This is a genomic window from Marvinbryantia formatexigens DSM 14469 (assembly GCF_025148285.1).
Lineage (GTDB): Bacteria > Bacillota > Clostridia > Lachnospirales > Lachnospiraceae > Marvinbryantia > Marvinbryantia formatexigens.
The window spans coordinates 710754-734114 of the sequence record NZ_CP102268.1; the positions used below are offsets into that span (position 1 = coordinate 710754).

Annotated in this window: 21 protein-coding genes; 5 read left to right on the forward strand and 16 right to left on the reverse strand. The window is 51.1% G+C overall.

Features of this window, described 5'->3' with window-relative positions:
* Window positions 1-140: 140 nt before the first annotated feature.
* From NQ534_RS03670 to NQ534_RS03680, 3 genes are read right to left on the reverse strand one after another with little or no spacing between them, the layout of a single operon-like run.
* Window positions 141-1226, reverse strand: coding sequence for a phosphotriesterase family protein (locus NQ534_RS03670; protein WP_006862211.1), 1086 nt, complete (start codon window positions 1224-1226; stop codon window positions 141-143).
* Window positions 1227-1253: 27 nt separating this feature from the next.
* Window positions 1254-2183: an alpha/beta hydrolase gene (locus NQ534_RS03675; protein WP_006862212.1), complete on the reverse strand. Its 930-nt coding sequence runs from the start codon at window positions 2181-2183 to the stop codon at window positions 1254-1256.
* A 42-nt stretch (window positions 2184-2225) separates the two neighbouring features.
* Complete coding sequence (locus tag NQ534_RS03680) at window positions 2226-2447, reverse strand: hypothetical protein (RefSeq protein WP_040783414.1); 222 nt, start codon at window positions 2445-2447, stop codon at window positions 2226-2228.
* A 341-nt stretch (window positions 2448-2788) separates the two neighbouring features.
* Here NQ534_RS03680 and NQ534_RS03685 point away from each other — a divergent pair, with 341 nt between their 5' ends.
* The gene (locus tag NQ534_RS03685; RefSeq protein ID WP_040783417.1) at window positions 2789-2974 is read left to right on the forward strand and encodes a hypothetical protein; all 186 of its coding nucleotides are present in this window, start codon (window positions 2789-2791) and stop codon (window positions 2972-2974) included.
* 22 nt (window positions 2975-2996) lie between these two features.
* Here the strand turns inward: NQ534_RS03685 and NQ534_RS03690 are convergent, their stop codons facing one another.
* Both NQ534_RS03690 and NQ534_RS03695 read right to left on the reverse strand, forming a co-directional pair.
* Entirely contained in the window at window positions 2997-4403 is a 1407-nt protein-coding gene (locus NQ534_RS03690; RefSeq protein ID WP_157200733.1) for a S41 family peptidase, read from the reverse strand.
* A gap of 136 nt (window positions 4404-4539) precedes the next feature.
* On the reverse strand, window positions 4540-5628 hold the full coding sequence (locus NQ534_RS03695) for a PucR family transcriptional regulator (protein ID WP_006862217.1): 1089 nt from the start codon (window positions 5626-5628) through the stop codon (window positions 4540-4542).
* Between the two features lie 204 nt (window positions 5629-5832).
* Here NQ534_RS03695 and galT point away from each other — a divergent pair, with 204 nt between their 5' ends.
* Complete coding sequence (galT, locus tag NQ534_RS03700; RefSeq protein WP_006862219.1) at window positions 5833-7326, forward strand: UDP-glucose--hexose-1-phosphate uridylyltransferase; 1494 nt, start codon at window positions 5833-5835, stop codon at window positions 7324-7326.
* A 10-nt stretch (window positions 7327-7336) separates the two neighbouring features.
* Window positions 7337-8071 (forward strand): elongation factor P 5-aminopentanone reductase, encoded by a 735-nt coding sequence (gene ymfI, locus NQ534_RS03705; RefSeq protein ID WP_006862220.1) that lies wholly within the window; start codon window positions 7337-7339, stop codon window positions 8069-8071.
* A 58-nt stretch (window positions 8072-8129) separates the two neighbouring features.
* Here ymfI and greA read toward each other — a convergent pair whose 3' ends face one another.
* The 5 genes from greA to NQ534_RS03730 all read right to left on the reverse strand — a co-directional run bounded on the left by greA (window position 8130) and on the right by NQ534_RS03730 (window position 14643).
* Entirely contained in the window at window positions 8130-8633 is a 504-nt protein-coding gene (gene greA / locus NQ534_RS03710; protein WP_040783506.1) for a transcription elongation factor GreA, read from the reverse strand.
* 62 nt (window positions 8634-8695) lie between these two features.
* Complete coding sequence (locus NQ534_RS03715) at window positions 8696-10969, reverse strand: adenosylcobalamin-dependent ribonucleoside-diphosphate reductase (RefSeq protein ID WP_006862222.1); 2274 nt, start codon at window positions 10967-10969, stop codon at window positions 8696-8698.
* Between the two features lie 276 nt (window positions 10970-11245).
* Window positions 11246-12412 carry an ABC transporter permease gene (locus NQ534_RS03720; protein WP_006862224.1) on the reverse strand — a complete coding sequence of 389 codons (1167 nt, stop codon included), beginning with the start codon at window positions 12410-12412 and terminating at the stop codon, window positions 11246-11248.
* Complete coding sequence (locus NQ534_RS03725) at window positions 12409-13101, reverse strand: ABC transporter ATP-binding protein (RefSeq protein WP_006862225.1); 693 nt, start codon at window positions 13099-13101, stop codon at window positions 12409-12411. The genes NQ534_RS03720 and NQ534_RS03725 overlap by 4 nt, the downstream gene beginning before the upstream one ends.
* A 12-nt stretch (window positions 13102-13113) precedes the next feature.
* Complete coding sequence (locus tag NQ534_RS03730) at window positions 13114-14643, reverse strand: efflux RND transporter periplasmic adaptor subunit (protein WP_006862226.1); 1530 nt, start codon at window positions 14641-14643, stop codon at window positions 13114-13116.
* A 180-nt stretch (window positions 14644-14823) separates the two neighbouring features.
* On the opposite strand from NQ534_RS03730, the gene NQ534_RS03735 reads away from it, so the two are divergent.
* Both NQ534_RS03735 and NQ534_RS03740 read left to right on the forward strand, forming a co-directional pair.
* Window positions 14824-15501, forward strand: a complete 678-nt coding sequence (locus NQ534_RS03735; RefSeq protein ID WP_040783420.1) for a response regulator transcription factor — start codon at window positions 14824-14826, stop codon at window positions 15499-15501.
* Window positions 15491-16537: a HAMP domain-containing sensor histidine kinase gene (locus tag NQ534_RS03740; protein ID WP_006862228.1), complete on the forward strand. Its 1047-nt coding sequence runs from the start codon at window positions 15491-15493 to the stop codon at window positions 16535-16537. The genes NQ534_RS03735 and NQ534_RS03740 overlap by 11 nt, the downstream gene beginning before the upstream one ends.
* Window positions 16538-16727: 190 nt before the next feature.
* Here the strand turns inward: NQ534_RS03740 and NQ534_RS03745 are convergent, their stop codons facing one another.
* The 6 genes from NQ534_RS03745 to NQ534_RS03770 all read right to left on the reverse strand — a co-directional run bounded on the left by NQ534_RS03745 (window position 16728) and on the right by NQ534_RS03770 (window position 23149).
* Window positions 16728-17186 (reverse strand): cytidylate kinase-like family protein, encoded by a 459-nt coding sequence (locus NQ534_RS03745; RefSeq protein ID WP_040783422.1) that lies wholly within the window; start codon window positions 17184-17186, stop codon window positions 16728-16730.
* A gap of 244 nt (window positions 17187-17430) precedes the next feature.
* A complete protein-coding gene (gene rpsI, locus NQ534_RS03750) occupies window positions 17431-17823 on the reverse strand; it encodes a 30S ribosomal protein S9 (RefSeq protein WP_006862231.1) in 393 nt (130 codons plus the stop codon).
* 17 nt (window positions 17824-17840) lie between these two features.
* Complete coding sequence (gene rplM, locus NQ534_RS03755; RefSeq protein ID WP_006862232.1) at window positions 17841-18269, reverse strand: 50S ribosomal protein L13; 429 nt, start codon at window positions 18267-18269, stop codon at window positions 17841-17843.
* A 219-nt stretch (window positions 18270-18488) separates the two neighbouring features.
* Window positions 18489-20180 carry an AAA family ATPase gene (locus NQ534_RS03760; RefSeq protein ID WP_040783509.1) on the reverse strand — a complete coding sequence of 564 codons (1692 nt, stop codon included), beginning with the start codon at window positions 20178-20180 and terminating at the stop codon, window positions 18489-18491.
* A 53-nt stretch (window positions 20181-20233) separates the two neighbouring features.
* Window positions 20234-22117 (reverse strand): hypothetical protein, encoded by a 1884-nt coding sequence (locus tag NQ534_RS03765; RefSeq protein ID WP_006862234.1) that lies wholly within the window; start codon window positions 22115-22117, stop codon window positions 20234-20236.
* Window positions 22118-22135: 18 nt separating this feature from the next.
* The gene (locus tag NQ534_RS03770; RefSeq protein WP_006862235.1) at window positions 22136-23149 is read right to left on the reverse strand and encodes a glycosyltransferase family 2 protein; all 1014 of its coding nucleotides are present in this window, start codon (window positions 23147-23149) and stop codon (window positions 22136-22138) included.
* Window positions 23150-23361 lie beyond the last annotated feature (212 nt).

Sequence of the window (23361 nt, forward strand, 5' to 3'; positions counted from 1 at the left end):
ATGTTTTATCTGCACATTCCCTGCTCTCACGTATTTTTTTCTTTTATCTCTCCATAAGAAATATTCTCATCCCGGTTATAAAAATCTCCATCCGCAGTTTGTCGAATGATCTGCCGCTCAGAATCCTACATTTTGACATATCAGTAAGCCAGAATTCTGGCCGGATTATCATATACCAGTTTATGGATCTGTTCTTCTCTTCCAAGCATTTCCATCATCTGCAGACCAAATGTAATAAACCGGGTACAGCCATGCCCGCCATAGGCACGCCACATCAGTTTTGATGAAAAATCATTTCCAAGTGTAATATGGTCTCCATAGCCCAGATCAATCAGGGTAATTAAAGCTTTCAGCCGCTCAAAATCATCCGGCATAAAGAAATTTGAATTTTCCACCGGCATTCCCCAGGTATCCAGACCAATATTATAGCCCTTCTCCAACAAAGTCTTCTGCAGATTAAGATCCAGGGTACGGTCTGTCTCCGGTTCCTCCAGATAATCTGTTACCATCACACTGCCCGCAATGCGATTATCCATGTGACAGATCAGTATCCGATCGTGATCTACACTGTATTTTTCGCACAGCCTGTCAAGCAGCGCTACAATTTCATCACCGTCCATCATCGGTTCTGTATGAATATGAGTGGACAATCCTGTTTCCGCTGTCAGACGTATGCACGCCTCCACTGCATTATTTTCCGTATCCGTACCTGTCGCCAATGCCGCTTTCAGTACGCCTGGATAAATGTCGGTTCCGTCAATTCCATCTTCAATCTGTCCCTTGCAATAATCGTAATAGAATTTGACATCCTGCCCTCTGAACTCCTGCGGAATCGCTGTTTCATGGTAGATTCCCGTTGCGGTTATAAAATTAATTCCGGTTCGCTCGGACAGTGCTTTCGTCTTTCTCACATCTCCACGTCCGGTAGATGGAACGGGATCACAGACTGACTGACCACCCAGCGCCTTAAAATATCCGTACTCTTTTACCATGCCCTCCAGATCGTCCACTACCTGCAGTTCCGGGCACATCAGGTAGGTCCCTGTTTTCAAAAAGCTGTAATTTTCCGGTTTAAACTCCACCATTTCATGGGTGACCTGCGGAAACATTGCTTCCATATATTTTCCTGTTACACGCAGATCCACAAAAGTATGATCATGCATAGAAGTAAATCCAAGCTGTTCCGGTGCAATATCACCGCACACGGTTGTTATTCTTTTCCCCATCTGTATACCTCTCTCAGCCTTATTGTGCTATTCCTCAAAGTCCAGCTTCTGATCATGGATATGACGATAAATAAATGCAATTGTATCATCCAGAAGCTTAGAGCTTTCCGGCGTATTCCGTCCTACCGGCGCAAACGCATGGAAGCAGCCCTCGTAACGATCATATTCCACAGGAACACGCGCCTCCATAGCAAGCCTTACCAATTCCTCTCCATCAACTGCCAGAGTCTCCCCTCTATCCCAAACTACATAAAGCGGACAATAATCCTTATAATCCGCAAAAAGCGGGGATGCGTATGGCTCCTTTCTCCTGCTCTCATCCGGACAATACAGCTTTGCCAGGCTCTTCAGACCAGCAGCTGTAACCGTATTCTCATCCCATCCATAATTACTGTGATCCAGAGTACCACTCATATCTATAACCGGAGAATATGCAATGACCCCGGCAGGCATCCGGATTTTCTCGTCCCTGATCTTCAAAGCCGTTGCAATACTAAGAAGTGCGCCGCCACTCTCACCGATTAAAAACACCGGAATATCCGGATGTTTTTCCAGCGCTTCACAATACGCTTTAAAACACTCTTCCACGGCTGCCGGATACGGATTTTCCGGTGCCAGCCCATAAGAAAAAGCATAGACGGGGATTCTCGACTCCCCGGCAAGCATACCTGCATACCCCCGTGAGGTTCTGGCATTTCCGCAAACCAGCCCGCCGCCGTGAATATATAAAATCAATGCATCTTCCCGCGCATAGGATGGCATACTCAACTCCGCTTCCATGCCTCCCAGTGTTGTCTCCTCATAAGTCACCCCTTCCTGTAAGGGCATGGCTGCCTGCGCCGTTTCCACCGCTGCCCGCAGCTTCTCCGGATTAATATCTTCATCAAAAGACGGCAGTCCCTCATTTGTCATTGCTGCCGTAGCCATTCTTACCGCTTCCATCTGTATACTTGACATATCTGACCTCCCTCCATTTCTCCTTATAAACCTGAATGCCCTTTACCCGATGTTAGCTTCCTCCAGTTCCTTAAAAAATGCTTCCCTTATATTCTTGGGACATTTCGTCTGTGGAAATGAGAGAAGCGCCTGTACTGACATTCCCATTGCCGGTCCCATACCCGGAGCATCCTTTGTGCAGGTTGGCACATGTTTCTTTAAAATCTCATAAGCCGCCTCATTTTCAAAAATTTCCTTCATTTTTGATTTTCTTGTTAATGCCATATCTTATACCTCCTTGTAATATTGATCACAGTGTCAGATTCTTCCGCACTATTATCCAAAGTTATTTAGATAATATCATATTAGCCTTTTTCATTTTTGGTGTTAATCCACAAAAATGATAATTATTTTTCTGTTTTCCCCTACATATTGACACTTATCTCTGGTTCTTTTACTACAAATATTCCATATTTTTACCATAGTAAAACCTATAAAAGCAGAAAAGCAGGGAATATTTTATTTACACATTCCCTGCTTCTTATATACAGTCTGCCAGCTATTTACTTTTAGACTTATTTCGACTAAAATGAAAATATACCGAAAATAAAGGAGGTCACGATTTTATGAAAATCGGATACATGATCGTTCATCCGGAAATAACCGCAGAGCGGCTCCGCCGTTTCGTCTCCCTGGATGATGCAGAATTTGCCGGCGCCTTTCTGGATACGCTTTCCCCGGAGGAAATCGCCAGCTTTCATCAGCTCTGTCCGGAGTTTCCCGTCAGAGAGCTTCCGCAGAAAACACCGTAGCCACATGCGCGTCGGCCGGCGCCTACTTTCCGCCGGACGCTTCCTCTAAAATACGGATTGCCTCCTGAAGCTGATTATCGTCTTCTTTTTCGATAACCAGTTCATTCTCTATGTCCTCCGGAAGCTCCACCTCCACATCCGGCTCAATGCCTTTTTCGTGGATATCCGCTCCGGACGGCGTATAATATTTTGCCACCGTCAGCTTCATGCCGGTACCGTCGGACAATGCGAAAATCTGCTGCACGATTCCCTTGCCAAACGTCGTCGTTCCCACCAGCGTGCCAATTCCGTAATCCTTCACCGCCCCGGCAAAAATCTCTGAAGCGCTGGCGCTGTTTTCATTAATCAGCACCGCCAGCGGCTTATCGAAAGCATTTTCCCCGTCGCAGTAATATTCGGTGCGCTGTCCGTACTTATCCTCCGTGTAAACAATCAGCCCCTCCGGGAGCAGCTCCTCCAGAATATCACAGACTGACTGCAGCAGTCCGCCCGGATTGTTGCGCAGGTCAATCACCAGCTTTTCCATTCCCTGTTCTTCCAGCTCCTCCAGAGCTGCGGTAAACTGCTCCACCGTAACCTCGTCAAATTCCGAAATCTGCAGATAACCGATTCCGTTCTCCAGCATTTCCGAAGAAACCGTCGGAATCTGGATTTCCCGCCGTTCCACCGACAGCTCCTGCTCTTCCTCTCCGCGACGGATTTTCAGCAGCACCGCATCACCCGCCTCTGTCTTTATGCGGGAAACCAGCTCTGTTAAATCCATCCCGTCCGCAGCCTCCTCATTGATGGCAAGAATCACGTCGCCCGGAAGCAGCCCCGCCTCTGCGGCAGGCGTATCCGTAAAGCAGGTGACGACCGTAATCTCCCCCGTCTCCGGGTCCTGCGCAAGCAGCGCCCCGATTCCGGAATATTCCCCGCTCGTTGATTCCTCCAGTGTTTTCAGCGCCTCCGCGGAATAATATGCGGCATACGAATCCTGCAGCCCCTCCAGAAGACCGCTGTAAATATCATCCTCCACCAGTTTCTCATCTATCTCTCCCATAAAATACTGGTTGATGATTTCCTGTATTTCCAGCATCTTACTGCTAATCGCCCCGGTATCAAGCTCCAGTTGTTCCTCTTCTCCCTGCGTGAGCGTCTCTGTCTGCGTCTGCAGCTGCCTCGCCAGCCTTAAACGTACCAGCCCCAGCGAGAGTGCGATGCATATTAATGTGAGCACAACGCCGCAGAGAAGTCCGTGGATAAACATAAAGTCCCGGTCTTTTTTCTGCGCCCCGCGCTCCTCTTCCTGGTCATTTTTCATCCACTGCCCGGCTTCTCTTTCTTCCCCCGTCTCCGCAAAATCTTCTGTCTTCTCCGGCAGATACCCCGTCTCTTCCGTTACCCCGTCCTGCCGTCTCATTTCTTCATCCAGATTCTTTTTTTCCATAATTAATCTCCGAAAAAAGGGGAATCTGAGCCGCTCAAATCCCCCACATGAATTCTCCTTCATTCTTATTTTATGCGGCAGCCCTCTTCTTCATGCTGCCCATTCCAGACCGCTGTTTTCTCCCTCACAGCCGCCATTAATACTCCATCGTTTCCATATACTTCATGTACTTTACGACCATCAGGGCGATTTTGAAGGTTATCGCATCCTCAAACACCCGCAGATCCAGCCCGGTGCTCTTCTGCAGCTTATCCAGACGGTACACAAGCGTATTCCGGTGAATGTAAAGCTGCCTGGATGTCTCGGAAACATTCAGACTGTTTTCAAAAAACTTATTGATGGTGGTCAGCGTTTCCTCATCAAAATCATCCGGCGATTTTCCGTCGAAAATTTCTTTTATGAACATCTTGCACAGCGGCATCGGAAGCTGATAGATCAAGCGCCCGATTCCAAGCGAGCTGTATGCAATAATATCGCGCTCGTCAAAAAAGATTTTTCCGACATCCAGCGCCATCCGCGCCTCCTTGTAGGAGCGGGATACCTCTTGGATCTCTCCCACGATCGTACCGTAAGCGACATGGGCGTGCTCCCGCTTCGTCCCCTCCAGACTATTGATAATCAGCGACGCCACCTTTTCCATCTCCGCATAATCGTCTGAAGGCGCCAGCTCCTTTACAACAATCACACTCTTTTCATCGACCGCCGTAATAAAGTCCTTCGCCTTATTGCCAAGACACATGCGCACATTCTCCAGCGACGCATTGTCCTTCTCGTGGTCAGTCTCCAGAATAAAGACCACCCTGCGCGCCTCGGTATCGATATGAAGCTTTTTCGCACGATTGTAAATATCGATCAAGAGCAGGTTGTCCAGCAGGAGGTTCTTGATAAAATTATCTTTATCGAACCGCTCTTTGTAGGCAATCAGCAGGTTCTGCACCTGGAAAGCAGCCATCTTTCCCACCATGTAGGTGTCGTCGCTGCTTCCGCTTGCCAGCAGAATATATTCGAGCTGCGCATCGTCGTACACCTTAAAAAACTGATATCCCTGCAGCTCCTGGCTGTCTGCCGGAGAGTTCACAAACAGCATCGCAGAATCCACATATTGTCCCACCTCTTCAAACGTAGATGCGAGCACATTTCCGTCTGTGTCGATAATGCCGACGTCCACTCTGCTGATTTGTTTAATTCCCTCCACCGTATTTTGCAAAATTTGATTTGAAATCATGTTCTTCACCCCAATACGTTTGTCATGTTACAATCATACACTAATTTCACCAAAAATAAAAGAGAAATTTCGTCTTTTTTTGTAAAATTTTTATTTCGTTCGCGGCATCTGTACAAAAGGCACAAAAAGACGGGAACATTTCTGTTTCCATCCCTGCCAAAATGTGCTATACTTTCTTTATCACAGAGAGGGAGGTTCACTGTCATGATTTATAATGATATTTCTGATTTAGTTCAATACGGCATCCAGAGCGGTCTGATTACAGAAACAGACCGGAATTATACCATCAACGAGCTGCTGGAGCTGTTTCATCTGGACGAATATGAGGCGCCCGAAGAGGCGCCGCACAGCGTCTGCCTTGAAAAAACACTGGCAAATCTGCTGGATTATGCATACGAAAACGGCATCCTGCAGGAGAACAGCGTCGTTTACCGCGATTTGTTCGACACGAAAATAATGGGACTTCTGACGCCGCGGCCGCACGAGGTAGTGGAAAAATTCCGGAACCTCTATGAGGAATCCCCGGTTGCCGCTACCGACTATTTCTATAAACTGAGTCAGGATACCGACTACATCCGCCGCTACCGCATCTGCAAAGATGTGAAATGGACCACGGATACAAAATACGGCACGCTGGACATCACCATCAATCTTTCCAAGCCGGAAAAGGACCCCAAGGCAATCGCCGCGGCAAAGCTCGCAAAGCAGAGCGGCTACCCGAAATGTCTGCTGTGCATGGAAAATGTCGGCTATGCCGGAAGAATCAATCATCCCGCAAGGCAGAATCACCGCGTCATTCCGGTGACGATCAACGGCAGCCAGTGGGGTTTCCAGTATTCCCCCTATGTTTATTACAACGAGCACTGCATCGTGTTTAATTCGCAGCACGTCCCGATGAAAATCGAGCGCGCCACCTTCGGCAAACTGCTGGATTTCGTGGAGCAGTTCCCGCATTACTTCGTGGGCTCCAACGCGGACCTTCCAATCGTGGGCGGCTCCATTTTAAGCCATGACCACTTCCAGGGCGGACACTATGAATTCGCTATGGCAAAGGCTCCTATTGAGCGTGAGATTTCCATCGAAGGCTACAGCGATGTAAAAGCTGGCATTGTGGCATGGCCGATGTCCGTCATCCGTCTGCGCTGCGCCGACAAAGACCGTCTGATCGCGCTCGCCGACCATATTCTGCTGGCATGGCGCGGCTACACCGATGAGGACGCCTTCATTTTTGCTGAGACAGACGGCGAACCGCACAATACCATCACGCCGATTGCGCGCCGCCGCGGCGACGACTTTGAGCTGGACCTCGTTCTGCGCAACAATATTACCACCGAGGAGCATCCGCTCGGCGTCTACCATCCGCACGCAGAGCTGCATCATATCAAAAAAGAAAATATCGGACTGATCGAGGTTATGGGACTGGCTGTTCTGCCCGCAAGACTGAAGGCGGAAATGGAGCTGCTCGCAGAATATCTTCTGTCCGGTCAGGATATCCGCTCGCACGCCGACCTGGAAAAGCACGCCGACTGGGTGGACGGCTTCCTTCCGAAGTATGAAAAGATTACAGAAGAAAATGTGATGGATATTCTCCACGCAGAAATCGGAAATGTCTTTATGCAGGTTCTGGAGCACGCCGGCGTCTACAAATGTACCGAAGAAGGACGCGCAGCCTTCCTGAAGTTTATCAGTACCCTTTAAGGAGCGCCTCATGGAACGGAAAACAGCCTGCATCACCGGCGCCTCCCGCGGCATCGGGCGCGCGCTTGCCGCCGCCTTTGCCGCGCAGGGCTACGATTTATTTCTCACCTGCCGGAAAAACGAAGCGCTGCTGCTTTCGCTGAAGCAGGAGCTGGAGCAGACCTGCGGCATCCGCTGCCGCACCTTTGCCGCCGACGCCGGAAGCGCCGCGCAGATGGAGCATGTCTTTGCAGAAATCAGCAATCAGACTGACCATCTGCATGTACTGGTGAACAACGCCGGCATTTCCTGGCACGGTCTGCTCACGGATATGACGCCGCAGGAGTGGGACGACCTTCTCCGGACAAATCTAAGCTCCGTATTTTATGCCAGCCGCCTGGCGGTTCCGCTGATGCTGCACCGCCATGCCGGAAAGATTCTGAATATTTCCTCTGTCTGGGGACTGGCGGGCGCTTCCTGCGAGGTGGCGTATTCCGCCTCCAAGGGCGGGGTCAACGCCTTCACAAAAGCGCTGGCAAAAGAGCTTGCTCCCAGCAATATCCAGGTAAACGCCATCGCCTGCGGCGTCATCGATACGGAAATGAACGGCTTTCTGGATACAGAGGAGCGCGCCGCGCTGATGGACGAGATTCCCGCCGGACGCTTTGCCTCCCCGGAAGAGGTCGCCGACCTTGCCGTTTCGCTCTGCGGTGGACATAGTTACCTTACCGGGCAGATTATCACGCTGGACGGCGGCTGGATATAGCCGTTCTGCCCCGCGCATCATCCGGCGCATTATTATCATATGCAAAAATAAGAGGCCTTTAAAAGCCTCTTATTTTATCGTCCGCATCCTCCGTGGTGTTCTGCACGGATTTTATCACTACATAATAGCCCGCGTTTTCGTTTACCTTTACATAGACGCGGTCGCCCGCCTTTTTCCCAAGGAGCGCCCTGCCCATCGGCGATTCGATGCTGATCTTTCCGCTCATGGAATTTCCGCGGATAGAGGTGACGATTTTATAAGTCTCTGTTTCATCATCGTCCTCAAAATAAACCTCCACCGTGTTGTTCAGCCCGACCTCTCCGTCCCTGGAGACGTCCGATACGACACGCGCCGTCTTCAGCATCCGCTCCAGATAGCGGATACGGCTTTCATTTTTATTCTTATCACGCTTTGCCGCATAATACTCGAAATTTTCACTTAGGTCGCCCTGCGCCCGCGCTTCCTTCACCGCGGCGATTGCTTCTTTCCGCACAACCAGCTTCCGGTATTCAATCTCCTCTTCAATTTTGCGGACATCGCTCCTGGTTAATGTCTCACCCATAATATTTCCTCCCGACAAAATTATCCGGCTGTCTGCTGCCGCATTACTGTTCACAGCAGCTTTTACAGACATTTGCTCCAGCCGCAGCTCTTACAGATATTGCAGCCCTCTTCAAACACCAGCTTTTCCCCGCACTCCGGGCAGTACATATGCCTGTCCGCCTCATTTATATCAACGACCTGCGGCTTTGCCGGTTTTTCCGGCTTCTTTTTCGGACATACATCCTGCTTCTGCGCAAGCTCCGCCTGCATTTCCTTATACATATCCATCAGCGCGTTGCCGACCGCCATCGGACAGCAGGCGCCCTTGCTGGTATCCTTGCGCGTTACGCGGCGCGCCGTGTAGGACGGGCAGGAGCCGCTGGAATTGAGCTGGTCCACAATCGTTTCGATATCGATGCCGCCGCGCGCGCTGATAGAAATCATGCGGGACAGACCCACCATGAAATTGTTGCAGCCGCCCGTAGAGCCCTTGCTGAGATAAGTCTCCAGCAGCGCTCCCGTGTGCGGGTCAAACAGCGCGATACAGTGCAGGCTTCCGCAGCCGGTGATCAGCTTGCGCTTCTTTCCGACCACATCATCCGTCACCAGGATAATTTCTCCGCGTCCCAGTCCTTCGCCGGCAACCACCTTCTTTTTGTCGTTTGTCGTCAGCACGCCGGTGCGCTTGCAGCCGTCGCGGTAAATCGTGATGCCCTTCAGCCCGCGCTCCCAGGCATAGAGATACAGACTCTCCGTCTCCTCCACCGTAAAACTGTTCGGCACGTTCACCGTCGAGCTGATAGAAGCGTCAATGTGCGTCTGCCAGATGGACTGCATGTCAATCCGCTGGTGATAATCCAGCATCATTGCCGTCACAAAATAGCCCGGAAGAGCGTTTTCCTCCGTGATGCCGTGCTGCTTCATATATTCATCCACGATTTTCGTGTAGACCTTATAATAAACATCCGTTCCGTGCAGGGACTCTGTCTTTCTCTGATAAGAGTTCGCATAAACCGGCTCGATGCCGCCGGAAATGCCCAGCATGGTGGACAAGGTGCCTGTCGGGGCAATCGTCAGAAGCTGCGAATTGCGCAGCCCGTATTTGCGCACCAGCTCTCTGGTTTTCTCCGACGTATTGGCAAGAAAGTACGGTGTTTCCATGATTTCCTCTGCATTGCACGCCGGGAACGCACCCTGCTCCTTTGCCAGCTCCGCCGAGGTGGCGATTGCCGCGTCCGCCATCGCAAAGCCGATTTTGTCACACATTGCTACTGCGTCCTGCTCGCCGTAGGTCAGACCCAGCTTTAAGAGCGCGTCCGCCAGACCCATAATGCCAAGACCAATCTGACGCCATTTCGCCACGCTCTCCCGCTGCTCCTGAAGCGGGTGAAGCGGAAGCCCTTCCTCCAGCACCTCGTTCAGCGCGCGCACGGACGCCTGCACACATTTGCGGAAGCCCTCCATGTCAAAGGTCGCCGCCTCCGTAAAGGGATACTGCACAAATTCCGAAAGGTTGATACTGCCCAGCAGACAGCTTCCGCCCGCCGGGAGCGGCTCCTCTGCACAGGGATTGACACCCGCATAGGAAAATTCCTTCGTATTGCTGAGCAGATTCCAGCCCGTGATGCGGTCCCAGAAAAGTGCGCCCGGCTCTGCATAATCCCAGTTCGTCAGCGCAATCTTATGAAACAGCTCCTTTGCCTGCACAGTCTTTTCAATCCGCTCCCCGGTCACCTCCCGCGTAAAGCTCAGGAGATATTCCCCGTTTTCCTTTACCGCCTTCATAAAGTCCTCATGGATGCGGACGGAAATATTGGCCTTTGTCACCTTTTCCAGATCTGTTTTCAGATTGATAAATTCTTCCACATCGGGGTGCGAGCTGTCGATGGAAATCATCAGCGCGCCGCGCCTGCCGTTCTGCCCGATCAGCGCCGTCACCATAGAATACAGCTCCATAAAGGAAACCGCACCGCTTGTCTCCTTCGCCGCATTATGAATGCGCGCACCGCGCGGCGCCAGCCCGGAAATATCGATTCCGCAGCCGCCGCCGTAGCTGTAGGTGCGCGCAAGCTTCTTTGCACATTCAAAAATATCTTCAATCTCATCCTTCGGCGGTGTGATGACATAACAGTTTGAATACGTCACCTTGCGGTCCTTCTGGTCCAGTCCGCGATTGGACAGAATCCTTCCGCCAAACAGGAATTTCTTCTCCTTTATATACCGGGCAATCTCCTCATTTCCGCCGCTGATGCGCGAAATCCATGCTTCAAAATCCTCGCCTTCGCTGCGGTATTTCCGCTCCCAGATATCCATGCCAAGCTGGTTGTCCTTCCCCAGCCATTCCTCTATAACCATTCCCAAAAACCTCCATATTTTGTCGCTGCCTGTATATCATAGCACAATATATGGTGGTGTGCAAGGGTGGATTTTTTTTTACTACTCAGCCATGCGACAAATATCAGAAACAAATGCGTCATGCTTGCATGTAAGCAGATGTTTCTGATATTTGGCATATGGCGTTTAGCCATAAGCCACAGACAGGAGCTGTGCAAACAGCGGATAGCCTGCGCAGCAGGCGGTCTGTGGCTTGATGGCTGAGTAGCTGCAAATATCTTTCCTGTCAGTCCGCCGCTACTCAAACCGCAGCGCGTTTATCGGCTTCAGCCCCGCCGCCTTGTTTGCCGGATAGATGCCGAAGACCACCCCTACGCCTATGGAAAAGCCCAGCGCGAGCATTCCCACCGGAAGAGAAATCGCAAAGTAGTAGTCCGTAAAAATAAGATTCAGCACAGACAGAATCCCCTGACTGAGCAGCATTCCTATGATGCCCCCAAGCAGCGAGATAAATACCGATTCAATCAGAAACTGTACAATAATATCGCTGCGCTGCGCGCCAATCGCCTTGCGGATGCCGATTTCTTTTGTTCTTTCGGTAACGGATACCAGCATAATATTCATAATGCCAATGCCGCCCACCAGCAGGGAAATCGCCGCAATGCCGCCCAGCATGACAGAGAGCGTATCCAGTACAGTATTCATCATATCTATCACATTTGACATGTTCAGGACAGAATAGCTGTCCTCCGAGCCAAATTTTTTCAGAAGATATGCGTCGATGGTATCCTGCGCCTGCGTAAGGGAAGTCTCATCCTCCGCCGTCACATAAAAATTTGTTATGGCGGTCTGCTTCAGCATACGCTGGGCGTTCACAAGCGGGATATAGACACTGTTATTGGTGCTGCCCATCACCGAGCTGTCCTCTTCCTCCAGCACGCCCACGATGCGGTAGTCATATCCGTCAATCCGGATGCTGCTGCCGAGCACCTCCGTTGTACCGTACAGCTCCTTCGCCGTACCCGCACCGACAATGCAGACCTGCAGCCCTTCCTCCTGGTCCAGCTCCCTTATATTTCTGCCGGAGGCAATATCCAGTCCCTGCACCTCCTGGTAAGCGGGCGTGATGCCGCATACGGTCACATCGTCAGATTTTCCGCCCGCCTTCGCCACAGTTTTTCCGGACAGATAGGGAGACACATTCTTGATGCCGCCGGTGCCCTTCAGCGTATTCAGTTCGTTATAACTGAGCTTTTTATGGCTGTCTGTCACCGTAACAATAATCTGGTTTCCGCCCAGCTCCTCCATCGAATCGGTAATGCTCCCGGTTCCGCCCTGCACAATGGAAATCAGCAGAGTAACGGACAGCACGCCGATGATAATACCCAGCATGGTAAGAAAGGAACGCATTTTGTTTGAGCAGACAGCGGAAATCGCCATCTTTACAGACTGTTTCATCTTCATGACTGAATCCACCTCTCCTTCCCGCTGTCTGAAACGATTTTTCCGTCCAGGATCCGCACCTGGCGCTCCGCCTGGGCGGCAATCCCATCGTCGTGGGTAATCAGTATAATCGTATTTCCCTGCTCATGCAGCTCGTGAATAAGCCCCATGATATCCCGGCTGGACTTGGAGTCCAGATTTCCGGTCGGCTCATCCGCAAGAATCAGCGTGGGGTGCGTCGCCAGCGCCCGCGCCACCGCGACGCGCTGCTGCTGTCCTCCGGATAGCTGGTTCGGGCGGTGATGGATCCGTCCCGCCAGACCGACCCGCTCCAGTGCTCCCAGCGCGCGCTCTTTGCGCTCTGCTGCTCCCAGTCCCTGGTAAATCAGCGGCAGCTCCACATTCTCATACGCTGTCAGCTTGGGAAGCAGATTGAACTGCTGAAAAATAAAACCGATTTTGCGGTTTCTCATGGTGGCAAGCTCCCGCTCGCCGAGCGTCGTCACATCCTGTCCGTCTATGTAATAGTTTCCCTCGTCCGGCGTGTCCAGACAGCCGATGATGTTCATCAGCGTGGATTTTCCGCTGCCGGACGCCCCGACGATTGCCACAAATTCGTGCTCCACAACCGTCAGGGAAACTCCGTCCAGCGCATGGACCTTCTCGCCGCCGAGACTGTAAATCTTTTTAATGTTTTCCAACTCAATCATCCGCCGCGTCTCCTATCCCCGTATATTTTCCATGACAGACTGGCGCTGCTCCATCAGCGAGCCGAACGCGTCCGTGCTGCCTGTGGTCGTCACAACCACCTGGTCACCGGCTGACAGCCCTTCTGTCACCTCCGCGTATTCGTCGTTTATCAGACCTACCGTGACCGGCGTCTGCACGATTTCCGCCCCGTCCGCTACCTGCACGTATTTCTGTCCGTCAATGCTCTCTATCGCATCCACCGGCACCAGCAGCGCGTTATCCTTACTCTCCAGCGTGATGGACGCCGTTGCGCTCATAGCGTTTTTCAGATGGGTATCCCCTTCCATAGAAATCGTTACCGTATAGGTCGTCACACCGCCTGTGTTCGTTCCGACGCCGGAAATCTTTTCCACGGTTCCCTCATAGGTCTCCTCCTCAAATGCATCAAAAACAACAGACGCCTTCTGTCCGACCTCCACGCCGTCAATATCCAGCTCATCGATCTCTACCTTCAGATTCAGCGTTTCGGCATCCGCAATCGTGCAGAACTGCTGGTCTTTTTCATAGGTCATCCCCTCCAGCACATCCAGTGTGACGATATACCCGTCATAGTCTGAGGTGACCACCGGATTTTTCTGGTACGCTTTCAGCTCCTGCAGCTCTTCCACCAGCTCCTCCCGCTGCGAAAGCAGGTCGAGATAAGTCTGGTTATATTCTGCCTCCCGGCGCTCAAACATGGTATCGCCGGCATTTACATAGGTTTCTCTTGTCACATTTACAGAATCAATGATGCCGTATTCCGCTGTCACCAGATAAGGATGGTTGGACAAAAGCGTCCCCTCTCCCAGCTTCGCACCGGATTTGCCTCTGATAACGGCTGTGGTGTCCACCTTATATTCTGTATCGTCCTGAATCGTGACGCATACCTGCTCTCCGTCCACCTCTGCGACAGTGCCCTCCACCGAATAAGAATCAAATTCCACGGTTACGGAGTCGCCCTCCGTGAGCGCTGTATCCGTGCAGGTAAATTCTACCTTCAGCCTGCCGTCCGCGGAAATCTCCGCCAGTCCGCCGTTATTCTCCACGACACTGGAGACCATATCGTCCGCCGACGCATAGATGCGTTTTACCCTTCCGCTCACCGGAGCCGTAATGGTGGTGGAGCCGCTGTCATCCGTCGCCGCAATCGTGCTGTTGATTTCTTCTAATTCCGTCTCTTTCTGCTCGATCACCGTATCCAGCGCATCCGTATCGTAAACGGCAAGCGTCTCCCCGGCGGTCACCTGGTCTCCGGTTTCCACATAGATTTTTTCCAGCTTTCCGTCATATTCCAATGCAAGCGCCTTTGTGGACGCCGCTTCCACGTAACCGCTTCCCTCTGTCGTCACGGCAATGCTGCCGGTAAACGCCGCTTCCGTGGTTACATTTGCCGTTGTATCCTTCTTTGTCCTTCCGCCTCTGCCCAGAAGTATCAACGCCGCGGCTGCCAGAATCAGTATCACGACCGCCGCTATAATCAGCCGTTTTTTCTTCCCCGGTTTTCCTGTTTTCTCTTTGCTCATGATAATCCTCCTCAAAAAAATTTGTTTGTTATTTCAGCAGATATCTTAATACAAAAAGAACAACTCCCGGTAAACTGGCGGCGGGATAAGTCTTAAAAAAATATGAAATCACACGTTCTGTTTACACTGACTTGTCTTTTCCGTGATACAATAGAAAATAAAAAACGAGGTGAGGCAGATATGTTTAATATTCTAGTTGTGGAAGATAATGCGGATATGCGCGAATTGTTCTGTACTGTTCTGGCGGACCACGGCTACAACAGCATTCCGGCGGCGGACGGGGCAGAGGCGCTGGATATCATGGACAGACAGTATATTGATTTGATTGTTGCCGATATTATGATGCCGAATATGGATGGATATCAGCTTACAAAGGCATTGCGGGACGCCAATTACACGCTTCCCGTCCTCATGGTGACGGCAAAGGACCAGTTTATCGATCTGCAGCAGGGCTTCCGTACCGGCGCGGACGATTATATGATAAAGCCCGTCAATGTAAACGAGCTGGTGCTCCGTGTGGAGGCTCTTTTGCGGCGCGCCCGGATATCGTCCGAGAAAAAAATCACCATCGGCTCCACGGTTCTGGATTACGATGCGCTCACCGTCACGATTCACGGAAAGGAGACGCTGCTCCCGCAGAAAGAATTTTATCTGCTCTACAAGCTGCTCTCCTATCCGAATAAGATTTTTACCCGGCAGCAGCTGATGGATGAAATATGGGGAATGTTTTCCGAAACGGACGAGCGCACGGTGAATACGCATATCAACCGGCTGCGCGATAAATTTTCTGACTGCAGCGATTTTGAAATCGTGACGGTGCGCGGACTTGGGTATAAGGCGGTGAAAAATGTTGAATAAAAAACCACACTCGAAGCTATGGCTTTATTTTACCGGGATCATCTTTGCGACAGTAACGGCCGCCTTTCTTCTGATTACGCTTTTTTTCCTGGCACTGTTTAAACTCCATATTATTTCCATCGACCCGCGCATCCGCCATATACCGCTTCTGGCTTTTCTTGCCTTCAGTATGCTGATTGGCTGCACGATTGCCTTTTCCGTCGGCAGGCAGATTATCCGCCCGCTGCAGAAAATGGGCGCTGCATTCGACGAGCTATCGAAAGGCAATTTTTCCGTCCGGATACCGGAAAATCATAGAATCGAGGAAATGCGCGAAATGGCAGAGCATTTTAATCTGATGGTCTGCGACCTCTCCCGCATAGAGACGCTCCAGAATGATTTTGTGGTGAATGTTTCGCATGAATTTAAGACCCCGATTTCCTCTATTGCCGGATACGCCACGCTGCTTCAGAATCACAGTCTTTCCGCGGAAAAACGGGATCACTATATCGAAAAAATCCTTGATAATTCCGGGAAGCTTTCCGTTCTCTGCAGCAGCATTCTGATGCTGTCCCGGCTGGAAAACCAGGAGACCGTGATGCATAAAAAACCGTACCGCCTGGATGAGCAGATCCGCCGGTGTATTCTGCTCTTTGAAGCCCGGTGGACGCAGAAAAATATCGAATTTGATATCAGTCTGCCCCGGCAGCTATTCTGCGGAAATGAACAGCTGATGGAGCAGGTCTGGAGCAATATCATCGACAACGCCATCAAGCATTCCCCGGACAACGGCGTCATCCGCGTCAGTCTGGCAAAAACCCGGACGCACCTTGCCGTGACCATTGCCGACCAGGGCGCCGGAATCGCGCCCGAAGTGCAGCGGCATATCTTTGAAAAATTCTACCAGGGCGATTCCTCGCGCAAAGCCGACGGAAACGGTCTCGGTCTCGCACTGGTCAAACGGATCGTCGACCTGTGCCAGGGCACCGTTTCCGTGAAAAGCGCGCCGGGCAGCGGCGCCGCCTTCACAGTCACACTGCCGTTGGAAGAGGGATAGACTGTTTTCTGCTGCACTGCCGGTCGGTGAATGGATAAGCTGTTTTCTGTCACACATCGGTCGGGTCAGGCTAAACTGCTTTCTGCTGCATTGCCGGCCGAGACGGGGCAAACTGTTTTCTGCCGCATGACCGGCGGCGGACGGAGAAACGACTTTTGGTTATATTCCCGTCCGCCCGTTCCGTTTTTCATTACTTCCTGCTTTTTATCAGTGTTTCTATCGTATCTGCCGTTTCTTTTATTCCCAGGCTGGAGGAATTGATGCAAAAATCATAATTGTGGGGACGTCCCCAGCTTCCTCCGGTATAGTAATCATAGTACGCTTTTCTCTGTTTATCCATCTTGCGCACAAGCGAAACCGCCTGCTTTTCCTTCATATCCAGCAATTCTGCTTTCCTCTTTACACGGTCCTCAAACGGTGCCGTAATAAACAGGCTCACACAGCGGACGCCCTGCTGCTTCAGCACAAAATCCGCGCATCTTCCCACAAAAACGCAGTCATCCTTTGCCAGCTCCAGTGTCATTTCGCTTCTCTCCATTGCCTTTTCAACCAGCTCGTGGTCATAAAAAGGAATTCCAAGACCTTCCGAAAGACATTTTCCGATTTCATGTCCCCCGCTGCCAAACTCTCTTCCGATGCAAATAATCATAAATAACCCTTCCTTTCGTATTTTATCCTGCCTGTTTATAATGCATATCATACTTCCGTCCGGGGTCTCCATGCAACATACAATCCCGGCCTTTTGTCTGAAAGTCCGGCATTTACATCGAAAACGGATATTCTGAAAACAGCCGGTTAGCAATATATAATGCTGCTCCTTTGCCAAAAAAGAAACCCCGGAAAATATAGTTTCCAGGGTTCTTGTACTGTTTTGATTCGATTTTTCTTGTTCGTTAACGTTTGCTGAACTGCGGAGCACGACGTGCGGCTTTGAGACCGTATTTCTTACGCTCTTTCATACGCGGGTCGCGTGTAAGGAATCCTGCTTTCTTGAGCACCGGTCTGTAGTCCGGGTCTGCCTGAAGCAGTGCTCTGGAGATACCATGTCTGATGGCACCTGCCTGTCCGCTTGTACCGCCGCCGCGGACATTTACCAGAACATCAAATTTATCTGCTGTCTCTGTAGCTACCAGCGGCTGGCGAACGATTACTTTCAGTGTTTCCAGACCAAGGTAGTTGTCGATATCTCTCTTATTGATTGTAATTTTTCCGGTTCCCGGTACAAGATAAACTCTTGCGATGGATTTTTTTCTTCTTCCGGTTCCATAATATCTTGAATTAGCCACTGTTCTTTACCTCCTGTTTAAAATGTCAGCGTTTCCGGTTTCTGAGCCTCATGCTTGTGCTCTGCACCGGTGTAAACGTGAAGCTTTGTCATCATCTGTCTGCCGAGCGGTCCCTTCGGGAGCATACCCTTAACAGCCAGTTCAATCACACGTTCCGGTTTCTTGTTCAACATTTCACGCAGGGTGGTTTCCTTCATACCGCCTACGTACTCAGAGTGACGGTAGTAAACCTTCTGGTCCAGCTTCTTTCCGGTAACCTTTATATTCTGTGCGTTTACAATAATTACATAATCGCCTGTGTCAATATGCGGCGTAAAAATCGGCTTATGCTTTCCTCTTAAAATCTTAGCTACTTCTGATGACAGACGTCCTAATGTATATCCGGTAGCATCAACTACATACCATTTTCTCTCGATTGTTGACGGACTCGCCATAAAACTTTTCATTGGTCTTCCTCCTTGAATAATAAACTGCCTGGCGGCGCTGGAAAGTTACGCCGCTTGTTATATAGCAAAACGCCACTACCGGGGCTTTGGCTTGGACGTTTACGCACTTACTCACACTGAAAAATTATATTATACTGCAAATTTAATGTCAACTCTTTTTTTCAAAAAATCCCCGAAAAATCACTCTGTTTTTTACCTTTTTGCTCCCGCATTGCTTCCTTACGGCTGGTCCGGAGCCTGTGCCATAACCACCATACATTCTTTCTTCCAGAACGCCATCCCATACCGGATGACCTTCTTCATTCCCCGGTGCTGCAGACCGGCGGCGTACTTTTTTTTCTCAATCTGTTCCAGCGCCTGCAGACATTCCTTTTCAAGATTTCCGTCATCTGCATACTTCAGCTCTATCACAATTCCCGTCCTCTCCGGCGTGCAGACGGTTATGTCGCTGTAACCTTCTCCATTCTCCGTATTGGACTGGATCAGCCAGTTTTCCCGACTTTGCAGCAGCCCCACCAACATCCCGTGATAGAAATTTTCTTTCCTGTCCGACCGGACGGCCGTATCTCTCACACTGATGGAATCCCACAGATAATCATGCAGCATATCCTGGATGGTCGCTGCGTCTCCGGCAGGAAAAGCTGCACAGAAGCGCTGAATCCTTGCAGTATCCGCAAGTGTAATCTTCCGAAACCATTCCTTTATCTGTAAGACAAAAACCTCCCGGACCTCCCGGTTGGGTATCACCAGCTTATAGATGCCGCCTGCCGCCCGGTCTGTCTGCGTCAGATAGCCGGTAGTAAAAAGAACACTCCAGAGGTTTTCAATGCTGGTATCCAGCTCATTATAGGTCAGATCCAGCCGTACCGCCTTTTCAATCACCTCTCCCGCAATCAGACACTCAATCTCATCCTGTGTGGTCTTGTCCGCCTTGTCAATAAAGCGCTTCACCAGTTCATTTCCACTGGTATTAATCCAGAAGGCTTCCGGCTCCGCGCAGGGGTCTGCCAGCAGCTTTTTGGCATACTTAATAACGTCCCACGGACAGTAAATACTCGCATCGCCAAAACGATAACCATCATACCAGTCTTTTATAACATCCGCCTTTTCTTCCAGCCCGTAATCTGCCAGGAGCTTCTGTACTTCCGAATCTGTAAATCCGAACTGCTCGTCATGCTCCACATCTACGATTGAATTAACATCAAAATTATTCAGACCTGTGAAAATACTCTCCTTTGACACCCGCAGGCAGCCTGTCAGAACCGCAAACTGCAGAAATTCATTTGTCTTTAACGCCTGTCCGAACAGCCCGCGTATCAGCGCTGCCATTTCTTCATAATAGCCATGCTGGAATGCTTTGTCCAGCGGCACATCGTACTCATCGATCAGCAGGATTACCTTCTGCCCGTGGTATCTGTACAGAATTTCCGTTAATAATGAAAGTGATTTCTGTATCACGGAATCACTCACCCTTGCAGTCATGAGGCTGGAAAAATTTTCCCGGTCCGGCTTCGACAGGCGTTCGTCCTGCAGCAGGTACTGCAGACGCCGGAATTCTTTCTGGATGACCTCCCACAGCATATCCCGTGCATTTTCAAAATCCAGTCCGTCCACGCCCTTCAAAGAGAGAAATATCACAGGAAACTTTCCCATATACTTTTCACAAAGCGCTTTCTCCCGTGAGATTGAAAGTCCCTCAAACAATGTTTCATCCGCTCCGGTTTCGAAAAAACATTTCAGCATACTCATGTTCAACGTCTTTCCGAAACGACGCGGGCGAGTAAAGAGATTGACCTTTCCCCAGTTGTTCAGCAGTTCCCGGATAAGCCCGGTTTTATCAATATAGTAAAACTCTTCCTTCCGTATTTCTTCAAAATCCTCTATTCCAACCGGCAACTTTCTTCTTAGCATCTGGCTTATCTCCTTTCTCAGCCGGCTCACGTCTTTCTGCGCGCTTCCGGCTTTCACTCTATCCGGTAAATTTTCGCCTTTCCCGGCGACGCAGTCAGCACCGCCTGCGCCTGGGCATCATAATAGGTGCGCAGGTATTCCATTGTGACGTCTATCTCGTCGTCCACAAGATAAATCTGCTCATTTCCAATCATATCCCGGAAAGGATTCGTAATTCCGTATTCCCGCATTTTTTCCACATAGCCGGGCGTATTTGCCGGCCAGCCGCCCAGCGCAAGCGTATTCTCCGTGATTCCCGCCGGAATAGCATCGAAAACGCCATAGCTTTTTGCAAAGGATACCGCCCCCGACTTCGTGATATAAAGGTGCTCCTTATCCGCGGAAATGTATTCCAGCACCTCCCGGTAGCTGCTCTGCTTCTGCTCCTCCGAAGCATTGTTTATCCGCAGGCGCTTCTCCCATGTTCCGTAAGTTGCCAGTACAAGAAACACAAACAGCGCCGGACCTGCCGCCCTCTGCAGCACGCGCAGACTCCTTTTCCATTCCCGGCGGCATCTGCCATCCGCCTGCGTCTCCGGGGTTACTCTGACGTCCGCACGCGCTGCCAAATTTCCCCTTACATCCGCCTGCGCTGCCGGATTTTCCCCGATGTCTGCCTGCATTGCCAGATTTCCCCTAATATCCGCCTGCGCTGCCGGATCCGCGCCGGCAACCGTGCACTTTACGCTCTCCCTGCGCTTTCCCGGCGCCGAAATCCACAACACCGCCAGCGACGCCGCCAGCCAGATGCCCACATCCACCCGGTTGCGCAGATAGCGCCCCTGATAGTATAAAAAGAAATACAGCACGACCACAGCGGCAAGCTCTCCCAGAAGCGCGGCGATATCCCGTCCGCGATGTCTGGCGGACAAAAGCCAGACGAGCAGCGTCAGCAGAAAACACCAGAAGCTTCGCACGGTGTACAGCTTCAGCAGCACCTTTCTCACAAATCCCTTCAGAAAATCCAAATCCACGCTTTTCGGCGTTTTCAGCGCAATCAGCTCCTCCAGAACCTCCTGCGAAAATTTTTCCGTGTCCATATGATTCCAGCCGCGCAGAAGCTGATAAGCATTTTCGTCGATTCCAAGCGCCTCATACGCTTCCCGGTTTTTCTTATAATCGGGGAACCTATAATCAAAAAGCTCCGTCCTGGCGGCGTTGTACGCCTCATACCTCTGCCAGTCCTCCGAACGGTAAGCCAGACGGTCGGCGCCATAGAGCACAGCAACCGCAAAAAGAAGTGCCGCCGCTGTCCGGACATAGCGCAGAAAGCGTCTCTTTGCCTCCTGCTTCGTATACTGCCGCAGACGCAGCAGCTCATAAATTACAATTCCAGACAACAACGCGGCCTCCGCAAAAAACTGCGGCAGCCGGTACACAGCTCCGGCGCAGGCAAGCAGAAGCCCGCACACGGCACTGCGCCATCTTACACGCTCCTCCGTCACGGCATCCAGCAGCAGAAGCATTCCCGCCGCTGCCGCAATTCCGGCTGTTTTTGTATACTGGAGCCGGATATAACCTTCAAAAGCAAAATAAAGCAGTATCCCGCAAAAGACCCACCACGGCAAAGAGGTGCGCAGCCGTCGCAGACCCACATACGTTACCGCGGAAAAAGCGCAGAAAAGCACCGCATACTGCAGCAGTGCATACCATGCAACAGCATCCGTCAGCCGGTAAAGCGCACTCAGCAGCAGCCCCGCAAGATAGTTTACATAAATCATATGTGCATCATAGCTGCCCTTTGCGCCGTTTACAATCGCGCACAGCCCCATATCGTCGTTCGTCTCATACGCCGGCGAAAAAAGCGCCAGAAGCACTGCAAGCAGAACCAGATTTACCATGATGGCAAACCAGGGCTTCCCGCAATGCTTCTGTATCCATACTGTCTGTTTTTTCATCTTCTCCCCCAGAATCCGCTATCTGGCAGCCGTCCTGCCGTCCGGACCGCCGCTCTTTTCCTCCCGCGCCGTCTCCCCGGTCTCATACGTCCGGTCGCTGATAATATAGCGCGGTCTCGCCTTTGTCTCCAGATAAATTTTCCCGATGTACTCCCCGATGACGCCGGTGCAGATAAGCTGTATCCCGCACACGAAGCAGACGATCGCGCAGGTGCTCGCCCAGCCCTGCACCGTTTTTCCGGTAAAAAACTGCACAATGATCCACACAATCATCAGAAAGCTGAGCAGAGAGACTGCAAAGCCCAGCATGGAAATCATCCGGATCGGCTTCACGCTCAGACTGGTAATGCCGTCTGCCGCAAGGGACAGCATCTTTGAGAGCGGATAATGGCTTTTCCCCGCCATACGCTCACTGCGCTCATAATACACCTGGGTACTCTTAAAGCCCACCAGCGGCACCAGTCCCCGCAGAAAAATATTTACCTCTTTAAACTCCGCCAGCTCGTCCAGCACCAGACTGGAAATCAGACGGTAATCGGCATGATTGTAGACCACCTCCGCGCCCATCCAGTTCAGCAGGCGGTAAAAAAGCTGCGCCGTATATTTCTTAAAAAAGGTATCCGTATCGCGCCTGCTGCGCACACCGTATACCACCTCAAATCCTTCCATATATCTGGCAACCATCTCGTCCATCGCGTTGATATCATCCTGCCCGTCACAGTCGATGGAAATGGTGATGTCGCAGCGGCTGCGCGCTTCCATCAGCCCCGCCAGCACCGCGTTCTGATGGCCGCGGTTCCTGCTCTGCGAAATCCCCATGAAATGCTCATCCTGCTCTGCCAGACTGCAGATAATCTTCCAGGTATTATCCCGGCTTCCGTCGTCCACAAACAGAATCCTGCTCTCGCCGCTGACGGCGCCCTTCTGCGCCAGCGCATGAATCTTATCCAGAAACATCGGCGCTGTCACCGGCAGGACCTCTTCCTCGTTGTAGCACGGAATCACAATATATAAAACAGGTATTTTTCTCATATCGCGTACCTCTTACCGTAACCGGCAGACCGCTGCCGTTTTCCTTCATTTTATTATAGGGCACAAACAGGGCTCTGTCAACACGCGGCAGACCCACAGGTTACAGTAACCTTTTCAACCTTTTTATGCAGGCTGTGACATTATGACCAGGCAGTTACCAATATAAAAACTGCAGAGCTGTATGAAATTCACACTGCCCTGCAGTCTCTGGA